This is a genomic window from Bartonella sp. HY328, from assembly GCF_025449335.1.
Classification (GTDB): domain Bacteria; phylum Pseudomonadota; class Alphaproteobacteria; order Rhizobiales; family Rhizobiaceae; genus HY038.
This window is the reverse complement of record NZ_CP104883.1, coordinates 533,547-551,652: the sequence shown is the minus strand read 5'-3', so window position 1 is coordinate 551,652 and position 18,106 is coordinate 533,547. Positions and strand designations below refer to the sequence as shown.

Annotated in this window: 12 protein-coding genes; 9 read left to right on the top strand and 3 right to left on the bottom strand. The window is 40.9% G+C overall.

Annotation, left to right across the window (positions count from 1 at the left end; translation table 11 throughout):
- Positions 1–19: 19 nt before the first annotated feature.
- From N5852_RS02230 to N5852_RS02200, 7 genes are all read left to right on the top strand, one after another.
- Positions 20–3,280 (top strand): error-prone DNA polymerase, encoded by a 3,261-nt coding sequence (locus N5852_RS02230; protein WP_262098742.1) that lies wholly within the window; start codon positions 20–22, stop codon positions 3,278–3,280.
- Between the two features lie 308 nt (positions 3,281–3,588).
- Positions 3,589–4,980: a histidine-type phosphatase gene (locus N5852_RS02225; RefSeq protein ID WP_262098741.1), complete on the top strand. Its 1,392-nt coding sequence runs from the start codon at positions 3,589–3,591 to the stop codon at positions 4,978–4,980.
- Positions 4,981–5,376: 396 nt separating this feature from the next.
- A complete protein-coding gene (locus N5852_RS02220; protein ID WP_262098740.1) occupies positions 5,377–6,612 on the top strand; it encodes a porin in 1,236 nt (411 codons plus the stop codon).
- 220 nt (positions 6,613–6,832) lie between these two features.
- Positions 6,833–8,668, top strand: coding sequence for an ABC transporter permease (locus tag N5852_RS02215; protein WP_262099663.1), 1,836 nt, complete (start codon positions 6,833–6,835; stop codon positions 8,666–8,668).
- The gene (locus N5852_RS02210) at positions 8,668–9,774 is read left to right on the top strand and encodes an ABC transporter ATP-binding protein (protein WP_262098739.1); all 1,107 of its coding nucleotides are present in this window, start codon (positions 8,668–8,670) and stop codon (positions 9,772–9,774) included. Before N5852_RS02215 ends, N5852_RS02210 begins: the two co-directional genes overlap by 1 nt.
- Positions 9,775–9,912: 138 nt before the next feature.
- A complete protein-coding gene (locus N5852_RS02205) occupies positions 9,913–11,022 on the top strand; it encodes an ABC transporter substrate-binding protein (protein WP_262099661.1) in 1,110 nt (369 codons plus the stop codon).
- A gap of 225 nt (positions 11,023–11,247) precedes the next feature.
- Positions 11,248–11,886, top strand: a complete 639-nt coding sequence (locus N5852_RS02200; RefSeq protein WP_262098738.1) for a dual specificity protein phosphatase family protein — start codon at positions 11,248–11,250, stop codon at positions 11,884–11,886.
- Between the two features lie 358 nt (positions 11,887–12,244).
- Here the strand turns inward: N5852_RS02200 and N5852_RS02195 are convergent, their stop codons facing one another.
- Positions 12,245–12,661 carry a hypothetical protein gene (locus N5852_RS02195; protein ID WP_262098737.1) on the bottom strand — a complete coding sequence of 139 codons (417 nt, stop codon included), beginning with the start codon at positions 12,659–12,661 and terminating at the stop codon, positions 12,245–12,247.
- A gap of 48 nt (positions 12,662–12,709) precedes the next feature.
- The gene (locus tag N5852_RS02190) at positions 12,710–13,726 is read right to left on the bottom strand and encodes a zinc-binding alcohol dehydrogenase family protein (protein ID WP_262098736.1); all 1,017 of its coding nucleotides are present in this window, start codon (positions 13,724–13,726) and stop codon (positions 12,710–12,712) included.
- A 214-nt stretch (positions 13,727–13,940) separates the two neighbouring features.
- On the opposite strand from N5852_RS02190, the gene N5852_RS02185 reads away from it, so the two are divergent.
- Positions 13,941–15,215 carry a leucine-rich repeat domain-containing protein gene (locus tag N5852_RS02185; RefSeq protein WP_262098735.1) on the top strand — a complete coding sequence of 425 codons (1,275 nt, stop codon included), beginning with the start codon at positions 13,941–13,943 and terminating at the stop codon, positions 15,213–15,215.
- Positions 15,216–15,406: 191 nt separating this feature from the next.
- On the top strand, positions 15,407–16,711 hold the full coding sequence (gene pncB / locus N5852_RS02180) for a nicotinate phosphoribosyltransferase (protein ID WP_262099660.1): 1,305 nt from the start codon (positions 15,407–15,409) through the stop codon (positions 16,709–16,711).
- Positions 16,712–16,833: 122 nt separating this feature from the next.
- Here the strand turns inward: pncB and N5852_RS02175 are convergent, their stop codons facing one another.
- Positions 16,834–17,604 (bottom strand): glutamine amidotransferase, encoded by a 771-nt coding sequence (locus N5852_RS02175; protein WP_262098734.1) that lies wholly within the window; start codon positions 17,602–17,604, stop codon positions 16,834–16,836.
- Between the last annotated feature and the right edge of the window lie 502 nt (positions 17,605–18,106).

Sequence of the window (18,106 nt, the reverse complement as noted above, 5' to 3'; positions counted from 1 at the left end):
AAATTCAAGGTAGCCCAAAATGGTTGCAATTTTTGAAATGGTCACACGCAGCAATTATTCATTTTTGCAAGGCGCATCCCACCCCCATGAGCTGATTGAGGAAGCTGCAAAGCTTGGATATAGCGGCATTGGCCTTGCCGATATTAATAGTCTTGCCGGAATTATTCGTGGCTTGACCGCAGCACGCAAAATACAGCAAGAAAATCCAGATTTTCGCTATTTTGTCGGCTGCCGCTTGCAATTTACCGATAATATGCCGGATTTAATTGTTTATCCGCGTGACCGTGCAGCCTATGGCCAGCTTTGCCGCTTATTAAGTGAAGGAAAAATGCGCTCACAAATCAAAGGGCAGTGCCATATTAGCTGGGCAGATTTTTGCTTTCGCGCGCGGTTTTTCCAAATTATTACGATTGCACCAGCAACCATTCCCACTATTAAAGAGATTGAAACTTTAAAAAGCCAATTATTGCTAATTGTCAATGCTGCACCAAGGCAAGTTTGGCTTGCTCTTGATATGGCCTATATGGGCAGCGATCAAAGGCGGGCGGCTAAATTACTGACCCTTAGCCAACAGGTAAATATTCCGCTCATTGCCACGACAGATATTCTTTATCATCGTAGCGAGCGCAGACCATTGCAAGATGTTCTTACCGCAATTTGCTTACATACAAGTCTTGATGAAGCTGGCTATCAGCTTGCTAAAAATGCTGAAAGACATATGAAGCCGATAATCGAATTGCAGCGAATTTACCGCAATTATGCTGATAGTCTTTTAGCGCAACAAGACTTTGTTACGCCCATTCATTTTTCACTCGATGAAATTTCCTATAGCTATCCTGATGAGCCAGTGCCACAAGGCAAAGATCCGCAAAACTATTTAAGCGATCTTACTTGGCAAGGCGCAAATGAGCGTTATAAAAATGCAATTCCAGATAAAATTACTGCCATTATTCAAAAAGAACTTACTTTAATTGATGAACTTAATTACGCACCTTATTTTTTAACTGTTTATGATATTGTTTCTTTTGCAAAAAAACAGGGCATTTTATGCCAAGGGCGCGGATCGGCGGCCAATTCTGCCATCTGCTATTGCCTTGGTATCACCAATGTTAATCCCAATGAAATAGATCTCTTGTTTGAGCGTTTTATTTCAAAAGCACGCGATGAACCTCCCGATATTGATGTTGATTTTGAGCATGAGCGGCGTGAAGAAGTGATGCAATATATTTACCGCCGTTATGGTTTAGAAAAAGCAGCCATAGTTGCAACTGTTATTAGCTATCGCGCACGAAGTGCAATTAGAGACGTGTGTAAAGTTCTAAGCCTTGGTGAAGATATATCCAATGCTATTGCCGGTACGATATGGGGATCTCATGGCGGAGAGGCCAAAGGCGAGCATATACAAAAAGCTGGTCTTGATCCTGATAATCCGCGTATTTACCTTGCCTTACAACTTGTTGGTGAGCTGATTGGGTTTCCGCGCCATTTATCGCAGCATGTTGGTGGCTTTGTTTTATCTCGTGAACGCCTTGATGAAATTGTACCCATTGGCCCTGCCGCTATGGAAAATCGCACTTTTATTGAATGGGATAAGGATGATATTGACGAAATTAAACTGATGAAAGTAGATGTTTTGTCTCTTGGTATGCTAACCATGATCCGTAAGGCTTTTATATCGTTAAAGCAGTTTTACCACATCAATCATGGTCTTTACACTTTACCAGCCAATGATGAACAAACATATGCCATGCTACAAAAAGGCGACTCCATCGGCGTCTTTCAGGTAGAAAGCCGCGCGCAAATAAATATGTTGCCACGTCTTAGGCCACAAAATTTTTATGATTTGGTTATTCAAGTTGCCATCGTCCGACCTGGCCCCATTCAGGGCGACATGGTGCATCCTTATTTACGCCGCCGCAATGGGCAAGAGCAAGTTTCCTTCCCGTCCCCCGATCCGGCTTTTGGCCCAAAGGACGAATTAAAACAAGTATTAAATAAAACTCTTGGGGTTCCGCTTTTTCAAGAGCAGGCGATGCGTATTGCTATTGATGCGGCTGGATTTTCCCCTGATGAAGCCAATGATTTACGCCGCGCCATGGCAACCTTTCGCCGCACGGGTAAATTAAGCAGTCTTGGCGGCAAGATGATTGGCGGCATGGTAAAGCGTGGCTATGATATTGGTTTTGCTCAAAACTGCTTTAAACAAATTGAAGGCTTTGGCGAATATGGCTTTCCCGAAAGTCATGCAGCAAGCTTTGCCCATCTTGTTTACGTTTCGGCATTTTTAAAATGCCATTATCCTGACGTCTTTGCCTGCGCTTTATTAAATTCGCAGCCGATGGGATTTTATGCACCAGCGCAAATTATCCGCGATGCAAGAGAGCATGGTGTGATGATTAAGCCGATTGATATCAATCTTTCCTTTTGGGATAATCATTTGGAAAAAAAGGACGCAAAACAATCCCAGCAATGTTTTTTTCCCGTACGTTTAGGCTTTCGGCAAATTAACGGATTTTCACGACAATGGGCAGAAATCATTGCAAAAAACCGGCAAGAAAACGGTGACTTTCATTCCATTGAAGAAATGCATCACCGTCTTGCTCTGCCACGGCGCGCCTATAATCTTTTAGCCGATGCCGATTGTTTCCGCTCGCTCAATCTTGATCGACGTGAAAGCCTATGGGCAACGCGGCGCTTACCCGATGATGAAACCTTGCCGCTGTTTAAACAAGTAAATGCTCAAGATATTGGTATGGAAGAAAAAACAATATTGCCAGTGATGGAACTAAGTGAACAGGTGATTGCCGATTATGAAACCACACGCCTATCGCTAAAAGCCCATCCGGTTAGTTTTTTGCGAGCCAATTTGGCAAAAAGGCAAGTTATTGATTGTGTAAGCGCTACACAAAATTGTAACCATGGTACAAGAGTTAAAATTTGCGGCATTGTAACCGTGCGGCAAAGACCTGGCAGCGCAAAAGGCGTAGTATTTTTAACCATTGAGGACGAAAGCGGCATTGCCAATATCGTGGTGTGGACAAAAGTTTTGGCGCAATTTCGCCGCGAGGTGATGAGTGCAAAATTAATCGAGGTGCATGGTCATGTTGAGCGTGATGCGTCATCAGGCGTGGTGCATGTGGTGGCGAAGAAAATTATTGACCAAACAAGTGAGCTGTTAAATCTTGCCCAGATGCCCGAGCGCTTCACTGATAATGATAATAATAACGCACGCCATCCACGACAGGTACGCATTTTGCCGAAATCGCGTGATTTCCATTAGTAAAATAGATGCGGTAAAGCTTCATCACAGCAGTATCCACCGTTAAACTTAAGACAATTATCAATTGAACTCTGTTCAATTGAATTTTGGGAAAGAAAAATAAGACTGTCACTTAACTGTAATCTTGATAGAATATTCAACACGCTGAGCTTTTATTGAAAATAGCTAATTTAAAAAATTATGCCAATAGCAGTGTATAGTTTGAATGATGCACCTAATTTTTTCATAAGCAAAAGCAAAGAGTATAGCGGATTTAGAATAGTACTTCTTTTATTCATTACCAATTTAAAAATTCATCTGGGGTCATTATGTCATCTGATATTTCAAAACCTGCTCGTGAGATAAAAACATCCTTTGGTTTATCTAAGCTGATGGTAAAAACACTAGCAAGCGCAGCTATTATTGGTAGTGTCCTTGCAATATCGGCAATCAGCAACCAAGCTCATGCGCAATATGTTAGTGATGATATGCGCACTAAACTTGCGCCCAATTTTAAATTAGATAAGGTGGTGGTTTTAATGCGCCATGGCGTTAGGCCGCAAACCAACACCAAAAAGCTTGAAGAAAATACTGGCCGTCAATGGCCAAAATGGATTGTACCCGATGGCTTTTTAACTGGCCATGGCTATGCTGGCATTGTTCAGCAATCGAACTATATGCTTGATACATGGCGAGCTGAAGGCTTGCCTATTGCCAATGGCTGCCCAACTTCTAAAGACTATTTTTTATGGGCAAGCCCAGTGCAAAGAACAGTTGCCACAGCGCAAGCAGTTGGGGATGGCATGTTTCCAGGTTGCGGTGTTGCCCCTCAACATTTAAAGCTTGAAACAGATGACCCGCTTTTCCAAGCCGTTGATTTAGAGCTTGCCCAACCTGATCCTAAAATCGTTGAACAACAGGTCCTTGCTGCGATGGGTGGCTCACCAGAAGCGGCAGAAAAAAAATATGCTGATGATGTTGCCCGTTTAAGAGCCGCGGTATGCGGCGATAAAAGCGATGATTGTAAATTTCTTGATGAAAAATGGGGCTTTAAAAGTGAAAAGCCGGGCAAGTATAAATTAACTGGCCCGGTATCAGCTGGTAGCACCATTGCCGAGACGATCCGCCTACAATATAGCGAAGGCTTGCCCTTGGAAAATGTTGCCTTTGGCAATGTTAAAAATTCTGACGATGTTGCAAAATTAATGGTTTTGCATGCCGCAAAATATGATCTTGTTAGCAATACGAAAGAAATTGCAACCCATGGTGGCCATGTTTTAATGGGGCAAATCTTAAATGCATTAGCGGCAGGGACTGCAGATCAAAAAACAAACACCTATGATCGCCTCAACGCACCTTTGGTGGTTTTTGTAGGCCATGATACCAATATATCACAAATCCAAACCATTGTGGATGCCAATTGGCATCTTGGTAATTATCCAGCCAATGACATTCCACCCGGCGGCATGCTTATTTTTAAGCGTTATTATGATGATGTCAATAAAGTCTATGCCATCAATGTTTCATTTGCGGCACGCTCGCTTGATCAATGGCGCAACTTGACTGAGCTTAATGGCGATAATGCTCCATTATCACAAGATTTTGGCAACGCATCTTGTATAAAAGATAAAGAACAACAACTTTGCCGTCTTGATCAATTTATTGAACGTAACAATGCCCAAATCCAACAATTTGAACATAAAATTGATCTTTATAAGTAATAGTTAAATTTTGGCCAAACATAATCATAAAACTAAATTCGGACATTTTAAAAATACTTCAAAATGTCCGAACAGCCCAAAAATATTTAATGTTTAGAATACAAAAATCCTATTTTAATTTATATTTGTAAAAAAAATGTAATAATTTTGATCTATAGAGCAATTATTAGTATTTTCACCAATTAAAATAAATCTTTTAATTATTACTCAAGATTTAATATAATTTCAAAAATACATAACATAGAAAATATTACACTTTAATCATTATAAAGTTTGCTAAAACAAAATCAGCAATGATGTTATCCTCTAGCAAGGTTAACAAAGGATATTTATTGCTTATTTTACAAATTGCAATTTTGTGATGCACCATGAACGCTCTTTGTCAGGACCTAAACAATGAAGCCTTTAAAGGCAATTTTGCCAGCCAGTTTATTATCAATAGCTTTGTTTCACAATGCACAAGCTCAAGATGCTCCAACAGCTGAGCCGATTGATTATGTTCGTGTTTGCGATGCTTATGGCAAAGGCTATTATTATATTCCTGGCACTGAAACCTGTATGAAGATTTCTGGCTATGTCCGCCATGAAATTGCAGTTGGTGACGATGTTGGTGGCGAAACGGTCAGCAAAGCTTTTGGAGACCAGAATGACACATATCGCTCAAAAACCCGTGCTGAATTAAAATTTGAAACAAAATCCGATACCGAACTTGGAACGATGACCACTTTAATCAGCCTGCGCTCGGAATGGAAAGATGGTAAGGATGGTTCTGCTGGCCAATTACGGCGCGGTTATATTGATCTTGCGGGCGTGCGCATTGGCCTTACTGAAACCGCTTTTTATGAATGGACCGACGGTTATGGCGATGTTTTGACAGACGATGTCATCGGGCCAGCAAGCCATCGCACCAATGCGATTAGCTATACCTATAAGAATAAAAACGGCATTTCTGCGATTATTGCGCTTGAACAAGGCTATGGTAGTGAAAGCACTGGCTATCAATATAGTATGGATAATAACGGCAAACCATTTGTAAGCCATGCCTATGCGCTACGCCAACAAATTGACGACTATACCCCCCATATTGTGACAGGTTTAAAATATAGCCAAAAACGGGGTTCTATTGCTGGTGTTGCCGCGTATGATTCCTATTATCAAGAATGGGCAATGCGCGTGCGACTTAATCTGCAACTCACAGATAAAGCTTTTTTCTGGGCAATGGTTGCCTATAAAACTGCTGATGATTATTATAATGTTGATAAATCATTTGGTAGCAATGGCATAAAAACCTTTGCTGATGGTAGCCGTCGATTAGGCGTTTATCGCCAGATTAATAGCGCCTATGGCGATTGGGGCGGCGATTGGGCTGCTTGGATTGGCGGCACTTATGATATTTCTAAAAAGCTGTCGTTTAATTATCAAGCAGCTTACGAAGATGCTGGTACTTTTGTCACATCTGCCAATGTTAAAATTAAAATTACGTCTGGCCTCGTGCTAACACCTGAAATTGCCTATGCAAATTTTAATAATGACTATGGTTATAAAACCAATGATGGTCTTTATAGCGTACAACAATCGCAAAAAGGACGCCATGCTGTTGCTGGTATCATCCGTCTCCAACGCTCATTTTAATCCCTTAATTTCAGGACCTAGAATATAGGCTGTGAAAAATCCTGCACAATGGCCCAATCCTCATTGCAATTTTTTCACGGCCTATGCCGGTTCATTCGATAACTTCGCAGCAATGTAACCAAATCAACTTGAAAAATTTGTTTCTCATTTGTGTTTTAAAGCAACCCTTACTGGATAGGTTATGACAATCAAGCCCTTAGCATCCCCCATTGATAAGGATATGACGGGTTCCATAACGCCATCCCTTTCACCTTGCTCATCTACACATTTTTGGCAACGCTTACGTTATCGCATCAAAATTGCTTTTCATGAACCAACAACGATTATCGGCATAATCTTAGCAATTATTTTTACCTATCTTATTGTATTGCCGATTATTTCTATTTTAATTGATGCAGTCACGGTTCAATTTGGTCATGAACGCCGCCTTGGTCAAGATGCTGGCACACTTACCGATTATTATATATTGCGGGTGCTCTTTTCACCAATATCAGTTGATCTTTTTTGGCGGCCATTACTGAATACTTTAATGATCGCTGTTGTTGTTATTTTTTGGAGTGGGCTTTTAGGTGGCATTTTGGGTTGGCTCGTCAGCCGCACCGATATGTTTGGCCGTAAATGGTTTGCAACCGCGCTTATTGTCCCCTATATGCTTCCCGAATGGACATTTGCATTGGCATGGACAACAGTGTTTAAAAACCGAACGGTTGGAGGCCAACCCGGCTGGCTTGAAACCATCGGTCTTAGTCTACCCGATTGGATTGCCTATGGTTTTGTACCAATTACCATCATCATGGTTTTGCATTATGTGCCATTTGTCATCTTGCTTTTTGGCTCTGCCCTGCAACGCTTTGACTCGCAATTGGAAGATTCTGCCCGTATTTTAGGGGCAAATCGTTTGCAAATAAGCTGGAAAATTATCATTCCATTAATGCGTCCAGCTTTACTCTCCTCCCTTGTTTTAATCTTTGCTAAATGCCTTGGCGAATTTGGTGTGCCTTATGTTTTAGGCCTACCAGTTAATTACCAAGTTTTATCGACCTCGCTGTTTCGCTCACTGGAATCTCGACAAACTGGCGTTGCCGGTGTTTTAGCTGCAGCCATTATGATACTTGGCATCATAACCTTGCTCATTGATGCGCGTTTGGTGCGTGAAGCCCGCCGCTTTGTGACAATTGGCAGCAAGGGTTCAATGAATAGGCCTAATCATCTTGGCCGTTGGCGTATGACTGCCACGCTCTTTGCTAGCTTCATTTTTGCCATTAGCGTTGCTTTGCCATTACTCGCGCTGATCCTGTCAACAGTGATGAAAATTCCGGGTAAATTTACTCTTGATAATTTCACGCTTGATTTTTGGATAGGCCAAAATCTTGGCACGGTTGCCATGCAATCAGGTATTTTATTAAACCATGAATTATGGGCAGCTTTTTACAATACCTTCAAAATTGTTGGCATCGCTTCAATTGTTTCAGGTATATTAGGTTTAATTGTTGGTTATGTGGTTATTCGCACACCGCTACGAAGTTTAAGCTTTTATTTGCGACAAGTTACCTTTTTACCCTATCTTGTGCCTGGCGTTGCTTTTGCTGCGGCTTATCTTTCTCTTTTTGCCATTGCACGCGGTCCCATTCCTGCGCTTTACGGAACGCTTACCATTTTGCTTTTGGCACTCATTGCCGATCAAATGCCTTATGCATCACGGGCCGGAATTGCTGCGATGAGCCAACTTGGCAAAGACCCCGAGGAAGCCGCCGAAATATCAGGCGCGGGTTGGTTGCGCCGTATGATAACAGTGATTATCCCCATACAAAAAAGCTCACTTGTCACTGGTATCCTCTTGCCATTTATTTCCGGCATTAAAAGCCTTAGCCTTTTTGTCATTTTGGCTGTGCCAAGCACCGATGTGCTAACCACGTTTTCACTGCGCCTTGTTGATTATAATTATACACAAGCCGCCAATGCCGTGGTGCTTATCATTGCTGCCATTGCTTATTTTTCAACCCTTGCCGCCCAAAAACTTACCAAAACCAATCTTGCAGAAGGATTAGGAAGCTAATGCCAACAATTAAACTTCAAAATGCGCAAAAATCCTATGCGAAAAATGGGCAAAAAGCCGTTTCAAATCTTGATCTTGAAATTGCCAATGGTGATTTCATGTGTCTGCTTGGGCCATCAGGTTGCGGTAAAACCACAACACTGCGCATGATCGCTGGCCTTGAAAATCTATCTGATGGTGAATTACGGATTGATGACCGTGTCGTGGACAGCGTTCAAAAAGGTATTTTTATACCGCCGGAAAAGCGTGAAATGGGTTTGGTTTTTCAAAGCTATGCGCTTTGGCCGCATCTTACCATTGAACGCAACACCGATTTTGGCTTGCGCTTACGCAAAGTGCCAAAGCTTGAACGCGAAGCGCAAGTTGAGCGTGTCATGAAAGCCTTGGATATTGAACAATATCGCGACCGTTATCCATCCCAATTATCTGGCGGCCAACAACAGCGTGTTGCCCTTGCCCGCATGTTGGCGATTAATCCCGGCATATTGCTGCTTGATGAGCCACTTTCCAATCTTGATGCGCGTTTACGGCTTGAAATGCGTGCAGAACTTAAGCGCATTCATAATGCATTTAAAACAACAATTGTTTTTGTAACCCACGATCAATGGGAGGCAATGACTTTGGCAACTACCATTGCGGTTATGGATAAGGGAACATTGCAACAAATTGGCACGCCTGATGATATTTATAACCGCCCCGCCAACCGCTTTGTTGCCGAATTTGTTGGCAATCCACCAATTAATATTATCAATTTAAGTGACGCCAATGATAAGCCAATCGCCCAAGATATTGGTCGCTATTTGGCGCAATATAGCCAAAACTCAAATAATATTGCAGCGCTAGGCTTTAGGCCGGAAGCAATAGAAATTGCCCAGCAGGACATAGCGCATAAAGAAAATGTTTTTAAGGCTGATATGATGGTGACGGGCATTTTGCCAACCGGCGGCAATTGGATTATCGAGTTAAACAAGGATGGCCACACGGTTTTTGCCTCCACCCATCAGCCACCCAATTATGAAACAGGCAGCAAGGTTGCCATCGCTATTCAAGCTAAAAACCAGCACGGTTTTGATCAAGCTGGCTCAAGAGTCGCGCAATTGCAATAGTTGGATGATATAAATTTAATTAAATCTTTAAAATCAACGCTTGCTCAATAAGGTGAGATTACCGTGGCAAACCAACAAACTATGTTAAAAATTTCGAGCACTAAAATATCAACCAAACGCCATTCATCTTTAAAGCTTATGGCTTTTGGTTTTTTGAGCCTTATTGCGACTTCAGCTCTTGCGCAAAGCAATGGTAATCTTGCGCAAAGCAATGATGCACTTACAGCGTTGCAAGAAGCTGCCAAGAATGAAGCGCCAATTGTCATTTATGACAGCACTGGCAAAATCATTGAGATGGCAAAAGGCTTTAGTCAAAAATACGGCCTTAAAGCGGAAGGTCGCAAAGTCAAAGCCACCGCCCAGCTTGAAATGCTCATCCGTGAAGCGCGCGCCAATAATATTCAAGGGGATGTGTCAATCATTAGTGATGCTCCTGCTGCCATGGCGCAGCTTATCCCGCAAAAATTTGCAATGAGCTGGTTTCCGCAAGATATTGCCAATGATGTGCCAGAAAAATATCGCGATCCACTTACCATTGTAAATAGCCCCAATGTGTGGGTTTATAATACTGCCCTTTATGATAAATGCCCGATTGATAATGTTTGGCAGCTGACTGAAAGTGAATGGCGCGGCCGTGTTGCCATGCAAGATCCTTTGGGTAAAAGCGCTTATGTTGATTGGTTTAACCAATTAGAAAGCCATGGCGATGAAGCTATGCGTGAAGCCTATGAAGTACAATTTGGCAAAAAAATTCAAACCGATGAAAAAAGTGTAACAGCTGCTTGGATCAAAGCTTTGGCACAAAATGGCCCATTGCTCACCGATTCAGACTCTGCGGCGGCCGATGCGGTTGCAGCTTCAGGCCAAAAAGAGCCTTTTTTAGCACTGGTCAGTACCGCTAAATTTCGCGACAATAAAGAAAAAGGCATGACCCTTGGTCTTTGCACTGGCCTTAAGCCACATATGGGTTGGCTGTATCCAAGCATTGGCCTTATTGCCACCGGTACAAAAAGCCCCAATAGTGCAAAACTCTTCCTTCATTACGCGCTAACAGCTGAGGGCATTGAGCCACAGGCTGTTGATGGAAAAATTTCCACCAATCAATCAATTGCTTTACCAAAAAATGAACCATCGGGCATTGGGGCCTATCGCAACCAGCTTTTTGAGTATGATATGGCAACTAGCCTTGATGATTGGGATAAACGAGAAGATTGGCAAGATTTTTGGCGAATGAATTATAAACGCTAGTTTTTTACCATTATTAAGATCTAATATAAATTTTTATTCCTTTACATTTGTAAAATATTATAATTGACCAAATAAAAAAAGGAAGTGTGAACTATTATACTTCCTTAATCCCCAAGCAAATGACATTATTTAAAAAAATAATTTGGATTTTTACCATTTTTTTATTAAAGAGACACTATTGAAATATTATTGGCTTTTAAAAAGCCAAGCTGGATTTGGAATATTATGATAAAAGCGCATCAGGTTGAAAAGGGAGATCTGGACTTACCTTATCTCAGCCTTATTTATCAAAACCTTGCTCCTTATGGCAAAGATCTTTATCTTTCTGGCAAAGAGGGTGCCGCTGATATCCATCTTCTAAAAAGCTTGGATATTACCACGGTTATTAATTGCGCTGTTAATCTTGATTTTAATTTTGTTACCGATAGTCAAGCCGACCGCACCACCCACCAGCGCGATTTTGGCCCAGCAGAAATACGCTATTATAAAATTGGCCTGATTGATGGAGCAGGAAATCCTGCCACGCAACTTATTGCCGGTTATTTTACAATTGAAGCTGCTTTTCAGCAAATTTTGCCACAAAAAATTACTTATCCATGCCGAAAGCGTGGCAATGTGCTGATTAATTGCCGCGGAGGACGTTCACGCTCGGTTATTATGATGGCGTTGTTTTTGCATATTAATGCTGAAAATGAATTTCCAGATATTGATGATGCCATTGCTTTTGTGCGCGAAAAACGCGAAATTGCGCCTGATGAATGGTTTAAGGCACCAAAGCCGGTTTTAGTTGAATCCGCCCGCTGGGCAGCACAATGGATTAAACAAATAAAGTCTCAGCCTATTCCAGAAATGGCAATAAAATAGTTTTGTTCAGTGCTAAAAAATCGGTGCATTTTTATAAATACTAAAATGCACCGTTAAGCTAGGGTCAAGACCTATTAATTTAAATGAAATGGCACAATAAACAGCAAAAATTTACAAGGAGGAAAGCGAAAAGTGGGTGGTATACTGAAGTAAGCTTTACGACGCAGTAGATTACAGCTGTTTTTGTGTCCTTTCAGGATATGAGAAATTTTCGCGATAACTTTGTCGAAGCCCCTTGAAAATATTTATATTTCTCGGCGGTTCTTCTCCTTGTTCTCACAAAAAATTTTCTCATACCATTTCGTTCAAATTAATAGGTCCTGACCCTAAATATTCAACCTATAAAATACTAATTTATTTAGCTGATAAATCCGTTACAACGCTTACCCGTCCAAGGGTTGTTGGGCTGCTTAGGACTTTCATCCCATGATCCCCATGCACCAGTAAATGTTGAAAAATCGCTGCTAAACTCCAAAAATGCATAGCCAGTGCCATATTTATCAGCCCATTTTAAAGTTTCACGCTGTCCCGCTGGCGGCGCTATTTGCGTTAATTTGCCTTCCGTTACCACTTCGCCATCACGATAGCGCATAGAGCCTGTTAAACTACCCGTTGGGGATATTTCAAGCATCATTTCCACATTGACCATATAGCCATTGTGATAAACCTTACCGCAATAACGCCCTTGCGGCCGCATATCTTGCCCATAAGCCAGTAAGGGGCTTATAAGCAAAGACAGCAACACAATGATAGAAAACAAGCTTTTACGGATCATATAACTTTATCATTCATTAGAGTTAAACCATTAGCGATAATGCAATCATTAAGAAAAATCGCTTAAAGTCAATTTACCAATATGTTGGCCAGATTCCATCAACCGATGGGCTTTCCTTAAATTTTCAGCATTAATTGGTGATAGACTATCAGTAGCTGTTGGTGTTAGCAACTTATCATCAATCATCTCTGCCACTTGCTTTAAAATATCACCTTGGCGACCAATATCACTTGTTTCAAACATTGACCGTGTAAACATCGATTCCCAATGCAATGAAATCGACTTAAGCTTAAACAGCATGATATTGAACTTTTCGGGAGCATCGATCATTCCGATCCGCCCTTGAGCACTAATTATTTCTTCATATTGGTTTTGATAACCGTCAGAATTAGCGGTTGAAAAAATATAATCAACCTGATCAAAACCAATTTGTTTTAATTGCTCGAGAAAAGGCTCTTTATAATTTATGACATGATCTGCCCCCTTATCCAAAACCCAATTTTTAGATTCTGGGCGAGACGCAGTAGCAATTATATTAACCCCGCCTTTTAAACGTGCCAATTGCAAAGCTATAGATCCAACGCCACCTGCAGCCCCAACCATAAGAAACGTGTTTTTTCCGTTACGAACTGAATCATTTATTCTCAAACGGTCAAAAAGCATTTCCCATGCTGTTAATGCTGTAAGTGGAATTGCGGCAGCATTAGAAAAATCAAGCGACTTTGGCTTAAGCGCCACAATGCGATGGTCTATTGCCTGATATTGAGCATTTGACCCTTGTCGGTTTATTGCACCGGCATAATACACTTCATCACCAATTTTAAAGTTGCTGACATTTGCGCCCAATTCAACCACAACGCCCGCAGCATCAAATCCAAGAATACGTGGTTGATCATCAAATGGTCCAAAAGCAGACCGTGCTCTAAAATCAATTGGATTAACCGAGATTGCCTTGATTTCAACTAGAAGATCTTGTGGCCCAATTTTGGGCATAGGAACTTCTACATCGATCAAGGATTGCGGATCATCAATTGGTAGCGATTTATAATAGCCTACAGCTTTCATTTTTTTCTCCAGTTAACCCCGCTCAAAAAAATATCCCGATAAAGATTACCATAACTTATTTTATACCAAAAGAGGAATGGCAAATTTGCGTGAATAAAGGCGGAAGTTTAGGATTGGAAGACCATGCCTACTGGCAATGAGGAAAATCTTGTTTAATATCAAAATCTGGCATTTATATTATAGTAAAATTAATTATTAAGGCTATTTTCAATCCATGCTGCAGTCAGTCACCATTCATAATAAACCTATCGCTCTTGATGTTGTCGAGCTTGACTTATCAGAAGATGATATTGATCGCCCTGATGATCAAAAACTGCAAAGTCTTAATGGTATTGAAAAGCTTATCCATTTAAAACGTCTTAAACTTGATAATACCATTATTGAAGATCTATCCCCTTTAAGCGAACTTATCCATTTGGAAGAATTATCCATCTCTAGCACTAGGGTACAGGATTTATCACCGTTAAAAAACTTAGCCAAGCTAAAGAAATTTGTTGGCTCTTACACAGAAATCAACGATATATCCTTTTTATCAGCATCAAAAGCACTGGAAGAGCTTGAGATCAGCCAAAGTAAAGTAACCAATATTGATGTCATTCAAACAATGCCACTTTTGCAGTCGCTTTATATAAGCAACACGAATGTCGGCGACCTTTCGCCACTTTTAAACGCTTATAAATTACGCCATCTTTATATGGATAATAGGCCAACCCTCTACGAATGTGGGCCGCATGAGGTTGGCTATCAGCGTCCGCAATATACAATTGGAAAAGCATTGCCAAGTCTTAATGTTTTAAAAAATTGCCACCAATTAGAAACACTATCGATTGAAGCAAACAACGTCACTGATATTTGCGCCATTGCCACGTTAACGCAGCTTAATTATCTTAATTTAGATTATAGCTCTGTAGAGGATTTCTCTCAATTAGCCCACCTCACCAAACTAGAAAATTTATTTCTTGAAGGCAATAATATTCAAAACTGGGATTTTATTAAAAATTTGACGAGTCTTCAAAGACTAGATATTGATAAAACTTGTCTTTCTAGTTTGGCACCGCTGCAATTACTGGTAAATCTTGAAAAACTATATGTAGCAGGTACCTGCCTTACCAACCTTGATGGCATTGCATGTTTTCAAAAACTACTTTGGTTTAATGCATCTAACTGCGATATTATCGACATCAAGCCGTTAATTGCTTTGCCAAATTTAAAGCGGCTTTTATTGAGAGGTACTCTTATTCAAACAATTGAACCGCTTGCAAAAATACAAAGCCTTGAATGGATCGCTATATCAAACACTGCAATTACTGATTTTCGTCCTTTAACACTGCTTCCCCATTTGCGATATCTCATGATAGGTGAAAAATCACCGCTGGGTCGTCAATTTTTAAGCATTGAAGAAGCGCAAGAGATGGGATTAAACTGGCAGCGACTTTCAAGGCAAAATTTACGCCATTTTTTAAATCAACAATCTTACTCATTGCATTAAAAGCGTTTTAAACAACATCATTTTTTTAAAAAAATCCAATAAAGTTGCTTTTATTGTGGCTAAACATGCTTTAACACTAAGCAGCTAAAGCATATAAAGGGTTCGAAGTGGTTTTGGGCTATGTATGCGCAGGTTATAATAGAGCATTGTGCTAAACATGCATCTATTGACGGTTTAAAGGTTCATGAATGATGGCTCGCACCGATATTGCCCGACGTGTTTTTAACCATACATGGAAGCTTGATCCGATTGTTCGATCATTGCTCGATACAGATTTTTATAAACTGCTTATGCTGCAAATGATTTGGGGGCTTTATCGCGATGTTGATGTGACCTTTTCGCTGATCAATCGCACCAAGACTGTACATTTGGCCGATGAAATTGATGAAGACGAGTTACGCGCCCAGCTTGACCATGCACGGCAATTGCGCTTTAGCAAAAAGGAAATGATTTGGCTTGGTGGCAATACATTTTACGGCCGCCGCCATATTTTCCAACCCGAATTTTTAAATTGGCTACAAGATTTTCAACTGCCAGAATATGAATTGCGCCGCCGTGATGGCCAATATGAATTGCGTTTTTCAGGCCCTTGGACCCATACCACAATGTGGGAAATTCCAGCCCTTGCAATCATCAATGAATTGCGCTCACGCGCCGCAATGCGCAATCTTGGCCGTTTTGCCTTGGATGTGCTTTATGCGCGTGCCAAAGCAAAAATGTGGGGTAAGGTTGAACGGTTACGGCAATTACCGGATATTCGCATTTCAGATTTTGGCACACGGCGCCGCCATTCCTTTCTTTGGCAGCGTTGGTGTGTGGAGGCCTTGAAAGAAGGTATTGGACCAGCTTTTACCGGCACGAGCAATGTGCTGTTAGCTATGGATACGGATGTGGAGGCTCTTGGTACCAATGCCCATGAATTGCCGATGGTGGTTGCCGCATTAGCTCAAAATAACGAACAGTTAAGCGCTGCTCCTTATAAGGTGATGCAGGATTGGAACCGCTATTATGGCGGTAATCTGTTAATTATTCTGCCTGATGCTTTTGGCACAGATTCATTCTTGCGCAATGCCCCTGATTGGGTTGCAGATTGGACGGGATTTCGCCCTGATAGTGCGCCACCAATTGAGGGTGGTGAAAAAATCATCAAGTGGTGGCAAGAGCATGGTAAAGACCCACGCGAAAAATTATTGATTTTTTCTGATGCTTTGGATGTTGATACGATTGAAGAAACCTATCGCCATTTTGATGGTCGGGTAAGAATGAGTTTTGGCTGGGGAACTAACCTAACTAATGATTTTGCAGGCTGCGCACCAGACGCAATTTCGGGGCTAAAAGCGATTTCATTAGTGTGCAAAGTAACCCACGCTAATGGTAAGCCAGCGGTTAAATTGTCAGATAATTTACAAAAAGCAACCGGCGAACCTGATGAAATTAAGCGCTATATTGATTTTTTTGGCAATAAGGATCGTGTTGACCGCCCGGTTGAAATATAATTATTGCGAAAAATTGTAGCGTCTCATCTTAACAATCAAAATCAATGGCTTTAATGCCAGCCATTGATTTTTTAATTGTAATATAGATTGTTTATCTACAGCACATTAAACATTTTAGCACATTAAACATCTGCCAGTTCATTAATATGGAAGATTTTATCAAGCGCTTGTTTTAACCAAGTTAATAAAGCGCAATCATATAAAAATCGACCATCCAAATGGCATTTTCCATTTTGTGCGCCCATATCATTAAAGCGTGGTGCGCCATGCACCACCCAACGTTGCATCATAACGCGGGTTAATTCAGCATGGAACTGCACACCCCATGCATTTTCACCAAAGCGAAACGCTTGAGTGGGATAATTAGCGCCACTTGCCAATAATTGCGCATCACGTGGCAGATCAAAACAACCTTCAACATGAAAATGATAAACCATTTTAGGCCAGTTAAATAGGCTTTGACCGGCAGGGGTTGCTTCAATTGGATACCAACCAATTTCTACCAAGCCATCCTTGTGTGAGCGAATTTGCCCACCAATATGCCGGGTTAATAATTGCGCGCCAAGGCAAATGCCCAAAAATGGTTTATTTTCACGCAACGGCACACTAATCCAATCAGTCTCATAGCGCACATAGTCATGCGGATCATTGGCACTCATAGGGCCGCCAAAAATTACAACTCCGCTATGATGTGCAAGAGTATTTGGTAATTTCTCACCTAGTGCAGGTCGCCTAATATCAAGAGGAAAACCGGCCTTTTGCAATAATTGTCCCACACGTCCAGCGGTAGAAGTTGCTTGATGCAGAACTACTAAAATAGGGGCTTTTTCCCTATTAGCCGGTAAAGGCCGCTCATTGTGATAATCCAATTTGAAATTATATGCCAGTGACATGACTTATCGCTCAACACTCATAATTTGTAACCAGCCAAATATTTTGGCAAACCCCTTAAGCGTTTTTCTGGTGGTTCAGAGTGACGCTCTCTTTATTGTTTAAAGCAATATTTTCCGCAAATTGTTCTATCTTTGGTCAATATGCTAAGCTGCAACACATCTTTTAAACTGATTTTTTGCAATATGTTCCATTTTTATATTTTTAACAAAACGGCTTCACAATTTAAAAATGTACAACGATAATCAACCTTTTATAGGCATGTCGTCAATTGTCTTTTTGGAAACAATCAATCAACACTGCGCAAACATTTGTAAACTGTCATTGATCAATTAATAAATATTAACCATCTTATAAGCTATTTATTACTATAGGAAAAAGATTAAAACGAGTTTAATTTATAAAAATAACGAAAAATTGTTTAAAAGGCGGCAAGAAAATAAAATTTTAATCCAATTAGGTGCAATTTTCACGCCACTTGAATGGTTAAATTTCTTCAATTCG